Consider the following 20248-nt stretch of genomic DNA (forward strand, 5'->3'; position numbering starts at 1 on the left):
CTACAAAGCAGTGCTTGTAGGTTTTTTGTGTCGCCGTAAAAGGTAATGATCAATCAGGGTAGCAATCCCGTTTGCATCATTGGAAGGAACTTCATGAGTAGCGTGTTTTTTGGCTAAAGGGTGGGCATTACGAACTGTCGCTGCTAAAGACGCAATTTGAAACATGGAAATATCGTTGCAATGATCACCAATAACAGCAGTCTGATCCATAGAGAAATTTATTAATTGCAGCACTTTTAGGAGAGCTCTTCCTTTGGAGGCATGGATCGGCAATATTTCAAAGTATTCATCCTCTGTTTGGGTAAATTCTACATAATTGGAAAGTGGATATGTTTGTGCCCATTCTTTTAGTCTGTCGATTTCTTCACTTGTCCCGATAAGCTGAATTTTAAAAATAGGTTCAAGCAGCTTTAAACCTGGAGGAAATAAACGAATACGTATGGGGAGCTGCTCCAATGCTTCTCTGGTAGATATACGCATTCTTCTTACATACATACTTGTAGGGCTGTGGAGGAGGATATCTGCTGTTATAGGTAGCTTTCGAATATCCTGTAAGAGGGTTTCCATCAGATTCATGGATAATGTGTATAAGGGAATAATACGATCTTCCAAGGGCAAATAGATAGCTGCCCCATTATAAATAATGACAGGTTCTTCTACTTGAAGTTCCTCCAAATATATTTTACATTCTGCTAAACTTCTGCCTGTGGCTATGGAAAATCTTCCTCCATTTCTCCGGAAATCGTTTATCCTTTTTTTTACTATATGAGGTATTTGATTGGCGGAATTTAATAATGTTCCATCTAAATCGGCAACTAATAGAGGATATATTGGGTACATAGCGGATCAACCTCACCCTTCGTATGGTAGAATGGAATCTGCATTTTGTGGCAACAATCGTATGACTAAGAAAAGTAACATGCCAATGAGAGAGACAATCCCAAACAAAAGATAAACATAGTGGATATTGCTATGCTCCAATACAATCCCACCTATTAATGTGAAAAACCAGTTTCCAAGACCAAGACTTACTCCGCTATAAATTCCTACAGCAGTTGTTTGAAATGATTTGGAAGTAAGGGATTGTACATATTGGAGAGATACAGGAATGAATATACCCAAAGAGAAACCTTGAGCAATGTTGACAAGATAAATAAAATTTGTAGAGGAATGATAAAAAAACAATAAATATTGAACTCCTGAAACAAAGGAGGCTACTAATAAAATCGTAGCAATATTGATGTGTTTCAGTAGTTTTCCAGCGAGATTCATAAAAGGAACTTCACTGCCTACACTGATCAGAAAACTGACACCCAGCCCGGAAATGGTTCCTCCCAAACTGATATATAAAAGTCCATAAAAAGAATTATTAGACAGCATGGTTCCATAAACCAGAAAGCATGCGAGAAGAAAGAGTAAAAATCTTTTATGGGTCATCAGTTTTTTTATTTGTCTAAGCGACGGTTTACTTTGCTTAATCTGTGATGGTTGATAGGGTAGTTTCCAAGCATAAAAAGCAGATAAGGCTAAAAACAGGGAGAAGGTGTAAAAAATAATTTTTAGAGAATACAATTGAGCTAATTGTCCCAATGCCCAAATAGATAAGCCATATCCAACAGCACCCCATAAACGGAAGTTACCAAAAGATAGATTGAACTTTTCTGTGTAGCTTAAAATGATACTGGTAGACACTGGCTCAATTGCAGCTTGCAAAAAAGCAAGACAGATGGATAACAAAAGAAATAGAGAGAATGTACTAAGCATTGGGAATAGGAGCCCTAATCCAGCTGATAATAGGATAGTAAAGATCAAAATCAAATGAAAACGTTTGGTTAAGTCTGCTGCATATCCCCACAGAGGTTGGAAAAAGAGTACAATAAGTGGATTAATGGATGCAATGATACCAATTTGTGATCCAGTAAATTGTAGACCCTGTAAATATAAACTAAAAAGTGGTGCAAAAGCCCCTAACGCGATAAAATACATCAAAAAGAAACTAGAGATAATATAGTTGTTTTTTTTGGTTGAGGAATTGATCAAGATGTACTCCTTTTTTCGTTTCTTTCATTATAAAATGATTATTTTTATATTGAAAGTGTAAAATATTACATAAATTTCTAAATGATAAATGACAGGAGAAATAAATATGCCTTTTCATATTGTTTTAGTTGAACCTGAGATTCCACCTAATACAGGAAATATTGTTCGCACATGTTCAGTAACAGGTGCAAAACTGCACTTGGTTAAACCTCTTGGTTTTTCTGTTGATGATACGCAATTAAAACGTGCTGGTTTAGATTACTGGCATGATTTAGATATTCAAATGTATGATTCTTTTCAAGAACTTCGCGATAAGTATCCCACCCGTCGCTTCTTTTGTGCCACAACAAAAGCCAAGCAGTCTTATACATCGTTTTCCTATCGAGAAGGTGATTTTTTTGTGTTTGGAAAAGAAACAAAAGGGTTAGATGCTTCCATCTTAGAAGCGAACAAAGACAGTTTGATCCGTGTTCCTATGATGCCAAAAGTGAGATCCCTTAATTTGGCAAATTCCGTAGCGATTGTACTTTATGAAGGATTACGACAACTCGATTTTCCTGGTTTGAAGTAAGAGAAATGAATATGAAAGATCAGCCTAATATGCGAAAACAACAGCAAATTAGGCTGTCTTGATGTATAATGAAAAGTAGGGAATAGAATGGAATTTCAAATTCATTCTTATGAATTAATGGATGGTACATTGGATTTTCTCCCATTTGCCTAGGAAATTTGGATATATTACTAACTCCCATTTTTCTAAAAGTTTAAAACTTATCGTATCCTTTTGCTATAGAAAAGCATATAGTAATATACACTTTTTCTCTATTTATAGGTTTTAAAGTAGGGGTATTGGTGGAATACGATAATAAACGGTTAAGCAAGTGAAGCTGGTTCTTACCGGAGAGGAGGCTTCCATTGGACATCTTAAAACGTATTTCCGACTACCGTGAAAATGAGTTGAATTTCCTGTGGGAAGGTACGTTTGCTGACTATCTGCAAATTGTGAAAGAACATCCGCAAGTGGCTGAAACTGCACACTCACGTGTCTATAATATGATCAAAAGCCACGGAGTGAAGACACATGCAGATGGTAGAAAAACGTATTTGTTTTTTAGTGAGGAGCTCTTTGGTCTCAATCATTCAATCGAGCGGTTGGTAGAGGAGTATTTTCACTCAGCAGCACGTAGGTTAGACGTGAGGAAAAGAATTCTTCTCTTGATGGGGCCAGTAAGTGGAGGTAAATCAACAATTGTTGCCATGTTGAAGAAGGGATTAGAACAGTATTCTCGTACGGACGAAGGAGCGCTGTATGCGATCAAAGGTTGTCCGATGCAAGAAGACCCATTAAACCTAATTCCAAGAGAATTAAGAGCCGAAGCTGAAAAAGAGCTAGGGGTTCGCATTGAGGGTAACTTGTGTCCCTCTTGCCGTTTCCGTCTGAAAGAAGAGTTTGGCGGTCGTATTGAAGATATGATTGTCGAACGTATCTTACTCTCAGAAGATGAGCGGCAAGGAATTGGTACTTTTAGTCCCTCTGATCCGAAATCCCAAGACATTGCTGATTTGACTGGTAGTATTGATTTTGCGACTATCACTGACTATGGTTCAGAATCAGACCCGAGAGCTTACCGTTTTGATGGAGAACTAAATAAAGCAAATCGTGGGTTGATGGAGTTCCAAGAAATGTTAAAATGTGACGAGAAGTTTTTATGGAACTTATTGTCCCTTACACAAGAAGGTAACTTCAAAGCAGGACGATTTGCCCTGATTTCCGCAGATGAGCTAATCGTTGCTCATACTAACGAATCCGAATACAAATCTTTTATTGCAAACAAAAAGAACGAGGCATTGCAGTCTCGGATGATCGTAATGCCGATACCATACAATCTGCAAGTGACAGCAGAAGAACGTATTTATGAAAAGTTAATCAAACAAAGTGACCTGTCCCATATCCACATTGCACCACATTCTTTCAGAGCAGCCGCTATTTTCTCAATCTTGACTCGTCTAAAAGATTCCAAAAAACAAGGTGTTGACCTACTCAAAAAGCTGAGACTCTATGATGGTGAGTCTGTTGAAGGCATGAAAGATATCGATGTCCGAGAACTACAAAATGAGTTCTTAGACGAAGGTATGTCCGGTATTGACCCTCGTTATGTCATCAATCGGATATCCAGTGCCTTGATTCGTACGGATCAAGATTATATCAACGCATTAGATATCTTACGGTCACTAAAAGATGGACTAGATCAGCATCCTTCGATTACAGCTGAACAGCGTGAGAAATATTTGCATTTTATTTCAGTAGCTCGAAAAGAGTACGATGAAATTGCAAAAAAAGAGGTTCAAAAAGCATTTGTTTACTCTTATGAAGAATCCGCCAAAACATTGATGGATAATTATTTGGACAATGTGGAGGCATATTGCAACTGGGGCAAAATTCGTGATCCACTTACTGGAGAGGAAATGGAACCAGATGAGAAATTGATGCGCTCGATAGAAGAGCAGATCGGTATCTCAGAAAATGCTAAAAAAGCATTCCGAGAAGAGATTCTCATTCGTATCTCTGCATTTGCAAGAAAAGGAAAGCGCTTCGATTACAACAGTCATGAACGTTTACGCGAAGCAATCCAGAAAAAACTGTTTGCTGATTTAAAAGATGTAGTGAAAATAACTACTTCTACAAAAACTCCTGATGAAATACAGCTGAAAAAAATGAATGAAGTTATTTCCCGATTGGTAGAAGATTATGGCTATACTCCTTCCAGTGCAAACGGACTACTGCGTTATGTAGGAAGTTTACTCAATCGATAACCTAACAAGGCGGGAGGTGAACCGAAAATGAAGAATCCCCTGTTTATTGTGTCAGAGGAAGATTGGTCCCTCCATCGCAAAGGCTATCAAGATCAGCTGCGCCATCAAGAAAAAGTCAAAGAAGCAATTAAGAAAAACTTGCCTGATCTGGTGAGTGAAGAGAGTATTATTATGTCAGATGGGAAACAGATGGTAAAGATTCCTATCCGTTCCATTGAGGAATATCGCATTCGCTACAATTTTAATAAAGGAAAACAAGTAGGTCAGGGTGATGGCGATAGTCAAGTGGGTGATGTGATAGCTAGAGATCCTTCTGGCTCACCAGCTAAAGGAAAAGGCAAGGGTGCGGGGGACCAAGCAGGTGATGATTACTTTGAAGCTGAAGTTTCCATTGACGAATTAGAGAATGTTTTATTCTCTGAAATGGAACTTCCCAATTTGGAACGCAAAGAGCAAGAAGATATTCAAATCGAAGAGATTCGTTTTACTGATATCCGCAAAAAAGGTTTGATGGGCAATATTGACAAAAAGCGTACGTTACTGGAAGCCATTAAACGAAACGCTTTAGCAGGTTCGCGGGAAAAGTCGAGAATCTCGATCGATGATCTTCGTTTTAAAACATGGGAAGAGAAAGTTCAGCCTCATTCCAATGCTGTTGTGATCGCAATGATGGATACCAGTGGATCAATGGGTATCTTTGAAAAATATATTGCACGAAGTTTCTTTTTCTGGATGGTACGTTTTTTGCGTACCAAGTATGAAAATGTAGAAATTGTGTTTATCGCACACCACACGGAAGCAAAAGAAGTAACGGAAGACCTATTCTTCACCAAAGGTGAAAGCGGAGGGACCATCTGTTCCTCTGCTTATAAAAAAGCGATCGAAATTATTGATAGTCGCTATCCTACCAATCGTTACAACATTTACCCCTTTCACTTTTCCGATGGGGACAATTTAACCTCTGACAACGAAAGATGTGTGGGTCTAGTCAAAGCTTTGATGGAGAGAAGCAACATGTTTGGCTATGGGGAAGTAAATCAATACAATCGCCACAGCACTCTCATGACTGCTTACAGGCATTTGGTAGATCCAAAATTTATGCACTATGTAATCCGAGAAAAGAGCCAAGTGTACCACGCGTTAAAGCATTTCTTTCAAGTGAAAGAAGTGGTGTAATAAGGAAAATCGCCTTCTCAATACTGAGGAGGCGATTTTAATGTTTTAATTGATGTATTTGTGTCTTTGTTCTATCGCATAATACTCCTTCTGCACTTCAATAAGCTACCTCTGGATGGCGATTTGGTCACTTTCTCTGCCACATACAAAAAAAACGATTAACGATACTTAGTGTCCGTTATTCGGGTTACTGTTCATACATTTTGATTTTTATAGTGATGAAAAATTATTATTTTTAGTTGTTTAAAGCGGGTATATTTTGCTTTTTTTCCTCTCGGTATAACATCCAGCAGATAATTATTCCATAAAGGGCAGTAACAATATGAATCCAAGAAGGTGTTTTATCTATGGCATAGGTTAAAACCAAAGTAGCATCAACTATAGGCATTAAGATCGAAGTTAACATGACAACAAGCAGTGCTTTTCTCATACGAAGCACCATTAAAACTAATAGAAAGATACCAATAAACAAATCACGATCTGCTTTTACAAAAACAACATATCGATCCGCATTGTTGTGCAAAGGTAATCCAAAACCTTGAATGGCTGCCTCCGGTTGAATGAAACCTCTTACTCCTAAAAACAGCATTAATAATGTAACTACTCCCACTAACCAAAAAGAAACTGATTTTGGTCCCCAATTTGATTTACTCATTTTGTACATCTCCTTGTCTGTGTTGTTTGAATGACCACTTTAAATATAGTGGTACTAAAACGGAATACTCTTTAGTGGTTCTCCTGATGACTACTATATATTGATCCTGATTTTTTTGCAATAGTTTTTAATTAATTATTTCCTTTTTTATCAATTTACCGATTTGTTTCATCTATTAGCTGATATGTTTTATTCTTGATTTCTAATTCACTTGTTAATGTCATAATAATCTGAATATTACTGGTATTCGATTAGTTATCAGTTGAATATTGTTTTTGATTTTTTTCTATTTCGTTTGAACAAATTAATAATACGCACAACAAGCAATACCTGTTGTTTTTAGTAAGCTGCTCTTTTGTCATCCTGTATGTCATAGATGATGTTTATTTGGGAATCATTTATTTTCTTGAATGGAGGTTCCTTACTTAAATCTGTTGTTCAAATAACAAATGGGAAAAAGATAAATATAACTATTGCGTTCAAAATGATATTGATATATAGTGGTTCTAAAGGCAACCACTAAAATGAATTCCTTTTTAGTACTACTAAAAAACCGGAGTGATAAGAATGGAACTTGCAGTTGATCAGTTTAAAAATCTTGGATTTACAGAAATAGAGTCAAAATGTCTATATACTTTGATCCAAAGCGATAAACTCACAGGATATGAAGTCTCTAAAAGAATCGGTGTATCTCGCTCAAATGTATATGCAGCTTTAGAAAGTTTATTAAACAAAGGTTTTATTCTAGTTTCCAAAGGTGAACGAACATTTTATCACGCTATTCCTTTGGATGAAATGCAATTAAAAATGGAACAATCCATGCATAAATCTTTTCAGCAACTTCAAAAATCTTTACATCCCAAATCAATAGAAGTAGATGATTTTTATACCTTAACAAGTGATAAACAAGTAGTTGAACGAATTCAATTGGAGTTATCGAAAGCAAAAACAGAATTGTTTGCTGATTTCTGGTCAGAAGAAACGGATTTGTTTAGAGAATTTTTAATGGAAGCACAAGAAAAAGGTATTCATGTAATTGTTTCAGCTTTGGGTTCAGTTGATTTGCCGATCAAGCACGTTCTAATCCAAGAACCAGAGCAGTATTGGCAAAATATTATTGGAAGAAATTTTTCTTTCTTATTAGATAGGGAAGTTGCGATAGTTGGTATTAGAGGAAATGAAATAGAAACAAAAGCTTTAATTACTAAACATCCTGCAATTGTAAGGATGGTACTCAATCATTTTTATCATGATGCTGTTTTGCATGACCTTAAGAAAGACATGAAAGAGGAAATGGAAGATCGATATGGGCCGAATTTCGAGGAAATTGTTAAGAAGTACACTGGCAAAGGATGGGGACAATGAAGACAGAAGTTCATAAGAAATCTTGATCGATCTGTTAGAAGGAAAGAGCTAGCGAGTAATATTTCCTATTTTCTATTGGAAACAGAAGCCTGCAAAACTACATCGAGAGGATAGAAAATAAGATGAATATATTTCAAGTTGCCAGAAAAGGTATTCTATTAGTAAAAAAATATTATCAGCAAGAAAAAGGATTAGTGTGGACAAGTATAATTGGTGTTTTACTTACAATTGGATTAACCATTACGTACCTCATACATGGAACGAATGATATTCCACCAGAAGGTAAATTTTCCAAAGCAATTACGTTTGATTTGGCACTCAGTATCTTTGCTTTTTCAACAGGATTTTTGCTGCATCTTCTTTCCTTAGCAACTCCCTATCGGAGAAAGATTTTTGTTATTCCATTGATCATTACAATTTGGGTTGGTTACTTTGTGGAAACATTGCAAAATTTGAGAGGAATTGATCCCCGTTTTACCCATGCTCACTTGCCATTTGTTTATCTTAACTTCTTTACCATAGCGGTTGCAGCGATGCTTACCATATTAATCATTATGTTTACTGTCTTTGTGTTTCGGTCAAAGGGAGAAAATCAACTTCTCTTGCTATCAGTAAAGTACAGTTGTATAGCAGGGATTTTGGGTGGGATATTATCGGGAGTTTGGATGAGTGTTATTCAAGGACATTCTGTTGGTGCAGAAGGAAATATTATGGTAATCCATTTTGTAGGATTTCATGCTTACCAAGCTATTCCCATTATAGGGTGGTTACTTAGTTTATCAACGATAAATCGAAATCAAGCATACAGAGTCATACATGTTTCTGGAGTTTCTTGGATCATTCTAATCCTGATGTTTTTCATTCAGACAGCTATTGGCAAATCCATCTTTGAGTTTACCATTTATATTTCTATAGCAGGTTTAGCTCTGTTTGTATGGGTTGGGGGATTTTTATGGAGTTTACAGCAAACATCTCAATCCGCTAAAAGCCATTAATTTTTGTTCTTTTAGAAGTGGTGTAAAAGGAAATCGCCTTCTTAAATAAGGAGGCGATTTTTATGTTTTAAATGATGTAATTTGTGCAATGAGAAAAATTAAAGTGCTCATTTACCTTGATTTCGTCAATATTTGACACTCCACACGGCTAAAGCCGTTGGATTCTTGGGACGATAGCCTCATGACTATTTCATTACCAAGCTAACCCCGTGTGCCCCACGGTTTACGTATGTTGATTTCTTCTTTGCCGCGAACAACTTGGTTTTCGTCTGTTGCGACTAGACATATATTACCATGCGAATATTTGTTTGTAAAGATGCTTTTTTCAAGGTTGGACTAGTGAAAGAAATTCCTTCCCTTCGTCCAACGCTCGCTTTCATCCCACGATTTAAACCGTGGGTTTTCTCGCTCACAATGTTATAAATAGTCTCATGTTTTTCTGGCACCATCATCGCTAAGAGCTAAGCCAATCGATTCCTTATCAGTTGACTGAGCGGCTGTGAACGAATCGATTCCTTTATACAATCAAAGTTACTTGAACAAAGGTGAACTCATACTAGATGAGTCCCTTCAATGTTTCAACTAACGTCATTGTTACTTTTTAATGCGCCGATGAGAACATTGGAAAAAGACTTTGTCACTTCTTTCATTGGATCTAAATCAGGATCTAATATTGTCACATTCATACCTATTATTTTTTCAGTTTCTAGCATTGTTTTAAGTAACATTTCAAGTTCCGAGAATTGTAGTCCATTAGGTTCTGGACAATCTACAGAAGGCATAATAGAAGCATCCAGTACATCAGCATCCAAATGAAGCCAATAACCTTCAACATCTTCGCTGTTTATAAGATCAATTAATTTCTTAGCAGTTTTTTCCAGCCCATCGCGCAATACTCCTTCTGCACTCCAGCAAGAAACTCCGTCCATTGTAGCTTCTAATATAATATTTTGTTTAGGATCAGATTCACGGTAACCTAAAGTTAGGACATGTTTACTTTGAACATAAGGTCTACGATTCTCTAAATTAGTTAAAATGTCTGTTCCTTTTCCAGTAATGGTGGCTAAAGACATACCTCCAACTACAGCGTACTCTTTATTTCCCTTGTGGTAATAGTCTGGATGCCCATCCAGATGAATCATACCGAATTTCCCCTTACGTGCTAAAGCAAGTGCACTTCCAACTAATACGCTGCAATCACCACCTAATACTAAAGGAAATGCTTTATTGTTTAGTACTTTTTCAACAGCATCTGCTAATTCAATTGAAAAAGAAGCTATTTGATTTCCGTTTAGAGCACCATTATTATAAATCTTTTCTGCTGGGAAAGGCATTCTCTGTGTATAGCTTGACAAACAAGATAGATATAATTCAACTTTAAATATTGGAGTTGAATTATATAAAATACGAAAGATATAAGATATGGGATTTTATGGGAATGATGAGATTAACCAGAGAGGTAATCTAGTATGCTGAGAGTAGATCATTATCTAGTATACAATGCGATAAGAGAACCGTCTCCCTGTATTCTTGTGCTTTCATAGTTTTAATTTCTTTTTTTAATCCATATAGATTTTCCACTTCATGTTCTTTCAAGGTAGCTGTTGTTGACAAACCGTTTCAATTAGAATATAGTCTTTATTAGAACGATCATTCTAAATGGGGATAATGTTCATTTAACCTGCGAGGAGTGATAAATTGAGTCGAAATAAGCAATTTGATACAGATGCCGTTTTACTTAGAGCTATGGAACTATTTTGGTATCAAGGCTACGAGAAAACATCGGTTCAAGATCTGGTTGACCATATGGGAATACATCGTAAAAGTATATATGATACATTTGGAGACAAGCGTACCTTATACTTAGCTGTCGTTGACCGTTATTTGCAGATGATACAATCTAAAATGAAACGGTTGATCGATGACCTATCGGTAAAAAAAATCATTAAAAATTTGTTTTGTATGGTCATGGATGAAGATAATTTTCGTCAGCAAGGTTGTTTAATGGTAAATTCGATGGTTGAACTTTCATTGCATGACGAGGAAGTACGAAGTAAATCACAAGACTATTTAGAAAAAACAGAACGCATTTTTTGTGAGTTGATCCAAGAAGGGCAACGCACCGGAGAGATATCAGCCCAATGGGATCCTGTGATGCTATCCCAATTCTTAATGAATACGATGACAGGACTTCGAGTGCTCGTCAAGACATCACAAGACAGGGAACGTTTTGAAAATATTGTTGACATGAATTTAAAAATTTTAGAACACCCAATGTGACGGGATTATTTTTTTAATTATTTTAGAACGGTCGTTCAATTAAGATGAATAATACCATCTGAACTTAAGTATTTCCCAAGTTTTTACTATATATAGTGACCAGTGATTTAAAACATTTTATCATAGATTAGTTTAAACTCTTGTTTTGCTTTGGAAACAGTGATTTGAAACTACACCTAACAAATTATTGATCAAGATTAGATCTTGTTGGAAATAGTCGCTTTGTTCCTGCAATTACAAGCAAATAGAGATTGGAGAGGAAAAAACCTCATGCAAACTATTTCATCTAAAACGGCATTCTGGATTGTGGCTTGGGTGATTTCGATCAGTTTATGGTCCAGTGCAGCACCCTCGATTGTATTTCCTGTTTACGCGTCTTTCTGGCATTTATCTAAAGCAGTCACAACGGGAATATATGCTACTTATCCGGTCGTACTGGTACTGGTTTTAGTCCTATTTGGGAATATTTCTGATTATATAGGACGTCGAAATACGTTACTTATCGGACTTAGTTTTTTGTTCATAGGAGCGCTAATATTCGCCTTAGCTCCCAGTATGATTTGGTTGTTTATCGGGCGTGTATTCCAAGGAATTGGTGTAGGATTGACATCTGGTTCTGGAGCAGCAGCATTGGTTGACTTCAATCCTACATCGAATCAGAAGTTGCCCGGATCGATTAATACAATAGCTCAATCCGTAGGTTTATTCATGTCGACGATTATTGGTGCTTCTCTCATCAAATTTGCACCCTTCCCTTTGTATTTGAGTTATTGGTTTCTCGTCGGATTTATTATTATTACAGCTGTACTAAGTTCATTTCTACCTCGGCAAAATGTGCTGTATGCTAAAAGTCACACATCTTGGAAGCCGCAAGGTCTGAAGGTGCCTAGGGCGCTGTTAGCTGTGTACATTGTTGCTGCATTGGCAGTGGGAACAGGGTTTGCGGAAGGAGGTATCTTTCTTTCTCTTGGGGCACAAATTGCTCGAGACGTTGTTGGAACGAATGACATTCTAACAATTGGGATTGTATTATCCATTTCGTACCTTATCGCCTCTATTAGTGCACTTCTTGCAAGTCGATTAACTCCAATAACCTCGATTCTTGTAGGAGCTCTGGCTGTTATTGTAACAGTTGGATTGCTGGTCGTTTCATCATATAGCCATTCATTTGTAGCATTTGTCTTATCTGACATTATTGGTGGCATCGCATATGGTTTTGCTGCAGCTGGGGGGATTGGATTAGCCTCTCAATACGCACCTATCCAGGATCGAGCGAAACTCCTGTCTTCCGTGTTCCTCTTCTCTTACTTGCTTCAGGGAGCCAGTGCCTATTGCGGTGGTTTAGCTACCACGTTGATAGGATTTGAGCGTGCGGTTTTTCTTTTGTCAGTGATTATTGCACTACTGACACTATTAGTGTTATTTCTGGCATTATTAGTTAGACGTAAAGTAGGAAAAGTAGCGAGTGAGTAACTTACATCCAGTTGGATGATGATGGGAAATGAATTAAACTATATGTCCAATAAGAGGAATATAGGGAACTGTCTATTAAAAAGTTGTCTAGTATTGAATTGAGAAGGTAATAGTCCAATTAATACTCGTGTTTTTGCTTAATATGTAGTTGTGTGAATTTTGTTCTTTTTATGTTTTATCTTTTTGATTAGTAGGAGAAATGCAAGAGAATGTCTCTTTTAGATAGTGCCTAACACGTAATCCGAGAGTTAAGTGTATCATGCGTTGAAGCACTTATTTCAAGTGAAAGAAGTGGTGTAAAAAAGAAATCGCCTTATCAATAATTTGAGGAGGCGATTCTTTACCATGAGTTGGTGTGGAACTATGTTTTAAATGAAAAAGAGGCAGAAGTTAATAGCAAAGGAAAATATACTGTTGTTTGGTTCTATTGAACAGGAGTGGGTGAGTTAAACTGAAGGATCTTCTTCGTATCTTTCTCCTCTTGCAAATCCGATGGGGAAAGCATCATTGATCGCAGCTAAATCTTCTGAAGTAAGTTGAATCCCAACAGATTCAGCATTTTCAACTAGATACTTTCTTTGTTTTGTACCTGGAATAGGTACAATATGTTCATCTTGTGCTAAAAGCCAAGCTAGAGCGAGTTGGGAAGGTTGGCAACCTTTTTGTTGAGCCAAGTTGTTTAACACTTGAAGCAATTGAAGATTTTGCTGAAAGTTTTCTGCCGTAAAACGAGGATTACTTCGTCGATAATCATCTTCGGACAATTCGTCAAGCGAATTCAATTGACCTGTTAACATTCCTCTTCCCAATGGGCTGTAGGGCATAAAGCCGATTCCTAACTCTTTGCACAGAGGTAGAATTTCTTTTTCTACATCACGTGTCCATAAAGAGTACTCCGTTTGTACTGCAGTAATTGGATGTACTGCATGAGCACGGCGAATACTACTGACAGATACTTCTGAAAGTCCAATCTTCTTAACTTTTCCTTCCTTTACCAACTCTGCCATAGCACCCACGGTTTCTTCAATAGGTATGTTTGGGTCGACGCGATGCAGAAAATATAAGTCAATGACATCGATACCCAGACGACGCAAACTCGCTTCTACAGCTTCTTTTACATAATGAGGATGCCCATTGATGCCTAGTACTTCTCCCTCAGGACTCATCACAAAACCGAATTTGGTGGAGATGATAACTTCATCACGAATTCGATCAGCTAGTGCTTTTTGGATCAATTCTTCATTATGACCTACACCATACATATCGGCTGTATCAAGAAAATTGATTCCAAGTTCAAGTGCTTGATGAATGGTTTTGATTGATTCTTTATCGTTTCTTTGTCCATAAAAACTCGACATTCCCATGCAACCCAGACCGATAGCGGATACTTCTAATTCACCTAACATTCGTTTTTTCATTTATAGAATCCTCCAGATTTTTATTGGTTGAAATGATGAGGAGTAAATTATACTCATTTGATTGTTCCAGATATTGTATTGTTTGAGATAAATGAAATAATACATACTTAACAACTTGATATAGAAACTTATGAAATCACATCATCATGGTCTGTACCTGTTATCACGTCATACCATGTTTCGATGTCCTTATTAAAAAGTTCCATTTTTTCTTTAAATAAATCAAGAGAGTCTTTCCCCATAGGCAAATGTACAGGTGGTTTCTCCGCATTTGCTATGAGAACGATTGCTTTGGCTAACTTGACAGGGTCACCGGGTTGTTTTTTGTTAACTTTCGTGGCGAAACTTCTCATTTCTCCTACTGTTTCTGCGTAATCATCGATTACGTGGCTGCTGCGAATCAGTGACGTTACATCAAGGAATTCCGTACGGAAGAAACCAGGCTCTACGGTAGTCGCGTAAATGCCAAGCGGAGCGAATTCTTTTGCCATTGCTTCCGTCAAACCTTCAACAGCAAATTTTGTCGAGCCGTATATCCCCCATCCGACGATCCCTGTCAGTCCACCTACTGAGGAGATATTGATCACATGTCCGGAGCGTTTTTTTCTCATATAAGGTAGGACTGCACGAGTTACATTTAACAACCCGAATACATTGGCTTCAAAATTTTCCTTTACTTCTTTGTCTGTCGCTTCTTCCACTGCACTGAGGATACCGTATCCTGCATTATTGACAAGAACATCAATTTTACCGAAACGTTCGATTGCTTGTCCCGCTGCCTCGTGAGCCTGTTGTTCATTGGTGACATCGAGTATGATCACGCTAAGGTTATCTGGATTACCCAGTCTACTTGTCAATAACTCAGGTGATTTCCGCACTGTCGCAACAACTTTGTCACCGGATGCCAGTGCTTCTTTTGCGATTTCCAATCCAAAACCTCTTGATGCTCCTGTTATGAACCAAACTTTTTGTTCTGTCATTTTCTTTTTTCTTTCCTTTCTGTTTAGCTTGCTTGTTTTTTGCTGATGAAGTAAGTTTACTTTAGCTTTACATCCTTTACTTTGTTATAAAGCTCGATACTTTTGTTTATTTCGTTCATTTAGATTTCGAACAGTTGGGAGGAATAGATGATGGATGTAAGAAACAGTGTGATTGTCAAGGCTCCTCAAGCTCTGAGCAAGCCTCCATATAACCAAAGTATTTTAAAATTGAATGGATTGTCTGTGATTGAATCCTGTACCCATACTCAAGGTGCAAAAGGAAGTATGTTTTTAGAGGATCATCTGCTCCTCTTCGTACTTGAAGGAATATATAAAGTGAGGTTTGGAAATCAGGAGTATACCGTTCGTAAAAATGAAATGTTACTTTTACAAAAATCAATTGTTGTCGAATATGAAAAATCAGGGGATCCAGATGCTGAATATAAATTGGATTACATGATATTTTTCCTAGCAGAAGACGTGCTCCGTGAATTTCTGAAGATGGCAGATTATAAACCAGTCTATCCGGCACTTCTTGTTCCAGTGTCCGTTCATCAAGTAAATGATAGACTAGTCAGCTATTTGCATTCGCTTAATCCTTACTTCAAAGAACTTGAGAAAATAAATGATGGGCTGGTAAAGCTGAAGCTTCTTGAGTTATTATTTGATGTAGCAGATGCAGACGAGCAGTTTCTACTTCAGTTTTTACAGCTCAAACGTAAAGAGAGAAGAGATATTGCCGAAGTTGTGGAAGAAAACTATATGAACCCTGTATCGATAAGTGACCTTGCATACTTATCTGGAAGAAGTTTATCTGCTTTTAAAAGAGAGTTTCAAGCCATGTACAATACGTCTCCTCTACAATGGATACGCAATCGTCGTTTGGATAAAGCAGAAGAACTGCTAACTCATTCGAATTTATCCGTTACAGATATTTGTTTTACGATTGGCTTTGAGAATGTGGCACATTTCTCAAAAGTATTTAAAAATCGATTTGGCTACCCGCCTTCGGCATTAAAGAAAGCATAAATGAAACAGAAGTAACCTTTGAGGATAGCTGGTAACCATGAACAGAACAGGTGAAAACATAATGCAAGTAATAGTTGTTTTCCAAGCTTGCCAAGACATATATGGCTTATTAACCAAACGATCAAGTCAAAAATATTTTGAATGACATTTCGAAAGAACAATCATTGTCTCACTATACCAATGGTTTTATTCAAACAAAGGAACATTATAAGGAACAATTGAATCAAATTCGGAAAAAGGGCTATGCGTTTTTCCAGTTTTACAGATCAAAAAATATAGAGTACGATGTTATATATGAACGAAAACTACTGTTTATGTAAACCTTTGCTATCTATCTTAGAACCAAAACACCAATCCAAAATAAACTTCAACTTATTAAAGAGCAGAGATGTAGAGTTCATTATCGAAGAATGAGAAAATATTCAGCGTACTATACTGACTGGATATTTGTGCTTCCGTTTTCAAAGAGGTTTTGAGCAACAAAAATGCTGATTTATTTATTGCAGAGAAAGCTATCGAGCGTGGTTCAAAATTGGTTGCACTTGCTACTAGAAGAGCCAGGAATTTTTACAGCGCCATTGGGTATCATGAATCCGCCACATATTTCAAGAAAACATTAATGGGGTGATTTAGATGAAGGAGCTAAAAGACCAAGTTGTAGTTGTAACCGGTGGTTCACGCGGAATTGGACGATCTATTGCAGAAAAATTTGCTGTCTACGGAGCCAAAGTGGTGATTGGCAGCCGCACAATTTCAGAAGTTGACAATACTGTAGCACATATTCGAGAGAACGGCGGTCTCGCGGAGGGATATGCACTGGATGTTGGCGAACGTGTAAGCTGTTCCGAATTCGTCAAGCAAGTATATTCGAAGTACAATCGGATACATGTACTGGTTAACTGCGCTGGCATTAATTCGCGCTTTCCTGCTGAAGATTATCCCGAAGATAAATGGGAATCCATTCTAAATATTAACTTAACAGGAACATATAGAATGTGCCAAGAGGTGGGAAGGCAAATGATCCTGCATGGCAATGGTTCCATAGTCAATATCACATCGATGATGTCCCATATAACGGCACCTTACCAAGGAGCTTATGCTGCGTCAAAAGGGGCGTTGCTCCAGTACACAAAGGTTCTTGCTGTCGAATGGGCAAAGCATAATATTCGAGTGAATGCGGTTAGTCCGGGATATATCCAAACTTCGTTATCGGCAAATGTGATGAAACTGCCGGAATATAGCAACAACCTTCTAAAAAAGACTCCCCAAGGAAGGTTCGGGAAGCCTGAGGAAGTCGCAGAAGCAGTGTGCTTTTTGGCTTCATCCGCGGCTTCGTTTATAACAGGAGTGGCCTTGCCTGTCGATGGAGGATTTCTAGCTGGACATCCTCACATTATACCTGCTGAGTAAACAGCATTGTACTTTCAACTAGGGGTGTCAGGTTAGAACAGACTCCGTGAGATGCCTGTTCTAACCAGCATCCCACAAAGATGTAATGGTTACAAAAGGGTTGTTTTTGCTATTGTACTTTTTTCGAGGATTGGACAAAAATACCTAGTATGGTACCCATTTTAAATCCTTTCTCTTGCTGGAATGCTTTCATGGGAATCCTTTCTTATTCTGAATATCATTTTACGGATATAGCTTGTACATGAGGAATCATAGTGGAGCTAATATTGCTATATGACGTTTTCCCACTTTAAAGTAGTCTAAATGTTTGTATAGATTATGTTTAATTTTTTGAGCCTTGTCAGCACAGACAGCCACAATACCTTGTTTACTTACAATTGAATAAATATTGGTAAGAAGTATTTGGATGCTGCTATTCGATTGCCATTAATTCCAATCCAACTACTAAGGACAGTTGAAAAAATAATCCATTTTGGATTCATCGAATTAGACACACTCTTGTCATTATCGATGATTAATGGAATCAGAACAGCTCCATATGGGGTTACTTTGAATCCAATCGGGAGCAATAAAAAAGCAACCTTATTTTAGGTTACTTTGCAAATCGATATTGGCTCGGTATGATACCGAATTTATTTCTAAATGCTGGTGCAAAATATTCGGATGGTAGTGTAAAACATGTTCATAAGACTGTTTTTGATAAAAGGACTAGTCATTGTTGATAACTGATTAATCGGCACCCCACACGGCTAAAGGCGTGGAATTCTTGGGACGATAGCCTCATGACTATTTCATAACCAAGCTAATCCCTTGTGCGAACCTTTTTGAAGAGATGTTAATCCAAGAGTGATGTTGACTATCCAGCAATTTCTTCATTCCTATTAGTTAGAACGTTGAATCCGCTGACCGAGTAGAAAGAGCAAAACAGTAGTGAGAATAGCGATAATGATCAAGCCGATACGATCCACGTAAGTGTTGGCGACAAAGATACCCGCAACAGTATGGCCTACACAAGCACCACCAATTAAGGATAATGCGTGGACATTTGTCCATTTTATTGATTTACTCCAATATTTGATAATGAGGTACATACTAGAAGCCAATATTAATGCAAGTATCATTGGTAATAATACCCATAATCCTTTTGTAAAACCCGGCTGCTTAGCACTGCCAAATGGAAAAGTTAATGCAAGTAGAAAAATAACACCAAAAAAACCAATGATAGATAAAAGCCAGATAGGTGGTACAGAATTTGCAGTATATGGCATAGGTTTTTGAGGTGGAATAACTTTAAGAGCAATGAACGAAAGAATGAGAATAGCGATAGTGAAACATATAATAACGGGCAGTGGAGCTGTGTATCCAGGATCTTGGGTAGGTGGTACAGTAATTCGTAGTATAACTACCCCGAATATTGCTACAATTCCTGTGGTTATCATACCTGTCTTCTTTAAATAGGGGAAGTTACGATGAGAAGGGAAAAGCAAATCAGTCAAAAAAATTGGTATAACTGAGCTGAAAATGATATGATACATCGCGTTTGCTTCCCAATAAGGGAAATTCAGTCCCAAGATGCGAGCGCCCCAGTCAGCTGCTCCGTAGAGATGCGGGCTAGTGAGTGCTTGAAGACCAATACCGTCTTCGGCGAGTTCATATGCTAAGCCAAGAAGCACAATACTTGGCCAACTACGATTTGTCCTACGAACTGCTTCTCGTACGAGCAAAATTCCAGACCCATAGATTGGAAGCCATAGTAAAATCAGCCAAGCCATCCTAATCGGTGTACTTCCCAATGCAAGTTCAGCGATTAGAGGAGTGAGTACTACTAAAGTAAAGGCTGCGAGTCTGTTGCCAGAATTTAAGGAACTCATTTGTCCGATTTTATTTGGAATCTGCTTCTCTAATGATTTTCTCTTCATTGATGTTCGTTTTTCATTTTTGTTGTCTTCGTTTTTCATTCATAAGCTCCCATCTCATTAATATCGAATAAATTGTTAAAGCCTATTTTTCCTAGCGAGTTTGATTCCTACCTTAGAATCCCACGACTTTAGTCGTGTGGAGTCTCAAATATGCAAAATCCCCCTCTATTTTTCGTTCTAAGCGATTTAAATTATATAAATGAAGATTTACTATTATACATGTTTTGTTGAATTTAACCCTGTAAAGTTCGAATAATGGATAAACAACATAAAAAGCGATTTATACGATTGCTAATTAAAGCATCTGACAAAGGGTTTGGTACCAAAAGCGAAATATGGGGCTATTTGCAAATGTTTTACAAATAAGCTAGGGAGTGTTCCTATTTGCCGAACTTCTCCCTAGCTTACAATTTTTATTCGTTTGACACCGGCTTCTAAGGTAGCAGAATGATGCATGTAAAAATAATATAATAGATATATCTCCCTAACATAAAAACTTTACCGAATATTCCCTCCATAAGTCAAAAATGCATTGGAAGAATTACTTTCCGAACCTAGTCAATCTTTTAATACTATTACAGTAAATCAAATATGTGAAAGGGCTATGGTACACCGGACAACTTTTTATAAGCACTTTGTTTTCCGACTCAAACAATTGAATGAGTGATATACAATTGATTGTTTCCGCAATTAA

At 37.4% G+C, this 20248-nt stretch carries 18 protein-coding genes and 1 pseudogene; 10 read left to right on the forward strand and 9 right to left on the reverse strand.

Features of this window, described 5'->3' with window-relative positions; translation table 11 throughout:
* Window positions 1-840 carry a Cof-type HAD-IIB family hydrolase gene (locus MK805_RS12455; protein WP_240876220.1) on the reverse strand — a complete coding sequence of 280 codons (840 nt, stop codon included), beginning with the start codon at window positions 838-840 and terminating at the stop codon, window positions 1-3.
* Between the two features lie 12 nt (window positions 841-852).
* Window positions 853-2040 carry an MFS transporter gene (locus tag MK805_RS12460; RefSeq protein ID WP_240876221.1) on the reverse strand — a complete coding sequence of 396 codons (1188 nt, stop codon included), beginning with the start codon at window positions 2038-2040 and terminating at the stop codon, window positions 853-855.
* A 106-nt stretch (window positions 2041-2146) separates the two neighbouring features.
* On the opposite strand from MK805_RS12460, the gene trmL reads away from it, so the two are divergent.
* The 3 genes from trmL (at window position 2147) to yhbH (ending at window position 6030) form a co-directional block, all read left to right on the forward strand.
* Window positions 2147-2611, forward strand: a complete 465-nt coding sequence (gene trmL, locus MK805_RS12465) for a tRNA (uridine(34)/cytosine(34)/5-carboxymethylaminomethyluridine(34)-2'-O)-methyltransferase TrmL (RefSeq protein ID WP_240876222.1) — start codon at window positions 2147-2149, stop codon at window positions 2609-2611.
* A gap of 344 nt (window positions 2612-2955) precedes the next feature.
* The gene (locus MK805_RS12470) at window positions 2956-4854 is read left to right on the forward strand and encodes a PrkA family serine protein kinase (RefSeq protein ID WP_240876223.1); all 1899 of its coding nucleotides are present in this window, start codon (window positions 2956-2958) and stop codon (window positions 4852-4854) included.
* A gap of 27 nt (window positions 4855-4881) precedes the next feature.
* Window positions 4882-6030, forward strand: a complete 1149-nt coding sequence (gene yhbH / locus MK805_RS12475; protein ID WP_240876224.1) for a sporulation protein YhbH — start codon at window positions 4882-4884, stop codon at window positions 6028-6030.
* A 235-nt stretch (window positions 6031-6265) separates the two neighbouring features.
* Here yhbH and MK805_RS12480 read toward each other — a convergent pair whose 3' ends face one another.
* Window positions 6266-6685, reverse strand: coding sequence for a DUF4267 domain-containing protein (locus MK805_RS12480; protein WP_240876225.1), 420 nt, complete (start codon window positions 6683-6685; stop codon window positions 6266-6268).
* 567 nt (window positions 6686-7252) lie between these two features.
* Between MK805_RS12480 and MK805_RS12485 the strand changes: the two genes are divergently transcribed.
* Complete coding sequence (locus MK805_RS12485) at window positions 7253-8050, forward strand: TrmB family transcriptional regulator (RefSeq protein ID WP_240876226.1); 798 nt, start codon at window positions 7253-7255, stop codon at window positions 8048-8050.
* Between the two features lie 122 nt (window positions 8051-8172).
* Complete coding sequence (locus MK805_RS12490; RefSeq protein WP_240876227.1) at window positions 8173-9045, forward strand: hypothetical protein; 873 nt, start codon at window positions 8173-8175, stop codon at window positions 9043-9045.
* Between the two features lie 578 nt (window positions 9046-9623).
* Here MK805_RS12490 and MK805_RS12495 read toward each other — a convergent pair.
* Complete coding sequence (locus tag MK805_RS12495; protein ID WP_240876228.1) at window positions 9624-10379, reverse strand: arginase family protein; 756 nt, start codon at window positions 10377-10379, stop codon at window positions 9624-9626.
* Window positions 10380-10743: 364 nt separating this feature from the next.
* Between MK805_RS12495 and MK805_RS12500 the strand changes: the two genes are divergently transcribed.
* On the forward strand, window positions 10744-11325 hold the full coding sequence (locus tag MK805_RS12500) for a TetR/AcrR family transcriptional regulator (protein WP_240876229.1): 582 nt from the start codon (window positions 10744-10746) through the stop codon (window positions 11323-11325).
* 270 nt (window positions 11326-11595) lie between these two features.
* The gene (locus tag MK805_RS12505; RefSeq protein ID WP_240876230.1) at window positions 11596-12798 is read left to right on the forward strand and encodes an MFS transporter; all 1203 of its coding nucleotides are present in this window, start codon (window positions 11596-11598) and stop codon (window positions 12796-12798) included.
* A gap of 446 nt (window positions 12799-13244) precedes the next feature.
* On the opposite strand, the gene MK805_RS12510 is transcribed toward MK805_RS12505, so the two are convergent.
* Both MK805_RS12510 and MK805_RS12515 read right to left on the reverse strand, forming a co-directional pair.
* Window positions 13245-14216 carry an aldo/keto reductase gene (locus MK805_RS12510; RefSeq protein WP_240876231.1) on the reverse strand — a complete coding sequence of 324 codons (972 nt, stop codon included), beginning with the start codon at window positions 14214-14216 and terminating at the stop codon, window positions 13245-13247.
* Between the two features lie 128 nt (window positions 14217-14344).
* Complete coding sequence (locus MK805_RS12515; protein ID WP_240876232.1) at window positions 14345-15196, reverse strand: oxidoreductase; 852 nt, start codon at window positions 15194-15196, stop codon at window positions 14345-14347.
* A gap of 147 nt (window positions 15197-15343) precedes the next feature.
* Between MK805_RS12515 and MK805_RS12520 the strand changes: the two genes are divergently transcribed.
* On the forward strand, window positions 15344-16225 hold the full coding sequence (locus MK805_RS12520; protein ID WP_240876233.1) for an AraC family transcriptional regulator: 882 nt from the start codon (window positions 15344-15346) through the stop codon (window positions 16223-16225).
* 633 nt (window positions 16226-16858) lie between these two features.
* On the forward strand, window positions 16859-17635 hold the full coding sequence (locus MK805_RS12525; RefSeq protein WP_240876234.1) for an SDR family NAD(P)-dependent oxidoreductase: 777 nt from the start codon (window positions 16859-16861) through the stop codon (window positions 17633-17635).
* Between the two features lie 249 nt (window positions 17636-17884).
* Here MK805_RS12525 and MK805_RS18165 read toward each other — a convergent pair whose 3' ends face one another.
* From MK805_RS18165 to MK805_RS12535, 3 genes are all read right to left on the reverse strand, one after another.
* A complete protein-coding gene (locus MK805_RS18165) occupies window positions 17885-18043 on the reverse strand; it encodes a hypothetical protein (protein WP_420833076.1) in 159 nt (52 codons plus the stop codon).
* A complete protein-coding gene (locus MK805_RS12530) occupies window positions 18007-18204 on the reverse strand; it encodes a hypothetical protein (RefSeq protein WP_240876235.1) in 198 nt (65 codons plus the stop codon). The genes MK805_RS18165 and MK805_RS12530 overlap by 37 nt, the downstream gene beginning before the upstream one ends.
* Before the next feature lie 312 nt (window positions 18205-18516).
* Window positions 18517-19593 (reverse strand): hypothetical protein, encoded by a 1077-nt coding sequence (locus MK805_RS12535; protein ID WP_240876236.1) that lies wholly within the window; start codon window positions 19591-19593, stop codon window positions 18517-18519.
* Between the two features lie 487 nt (window positions 19594-20080).
* Between MK805_RS12535 and MK805_RS12540 the strand changes: the two are divergent.
* Window positions 20081-20191 (forward strand): annotated as a pseudogene (locus MK805_RS12540) (TetR/AcrR family transcriptional regulator); the annotation flags it as partial.
* Window positions 20192-20248: the final 57 nt, after the last annotated feature.

Source organism: Shimazuella soli (genome assembly GCF_022511585.1).
In the GTDB taxonomy this organism is placed as follows: domain Bacteria; phylum Bacillota; class Bacilli; order Thermoactinomycetales; family Thermoactinomycetaceae; genus Shimazuella; species Shimazuella soli.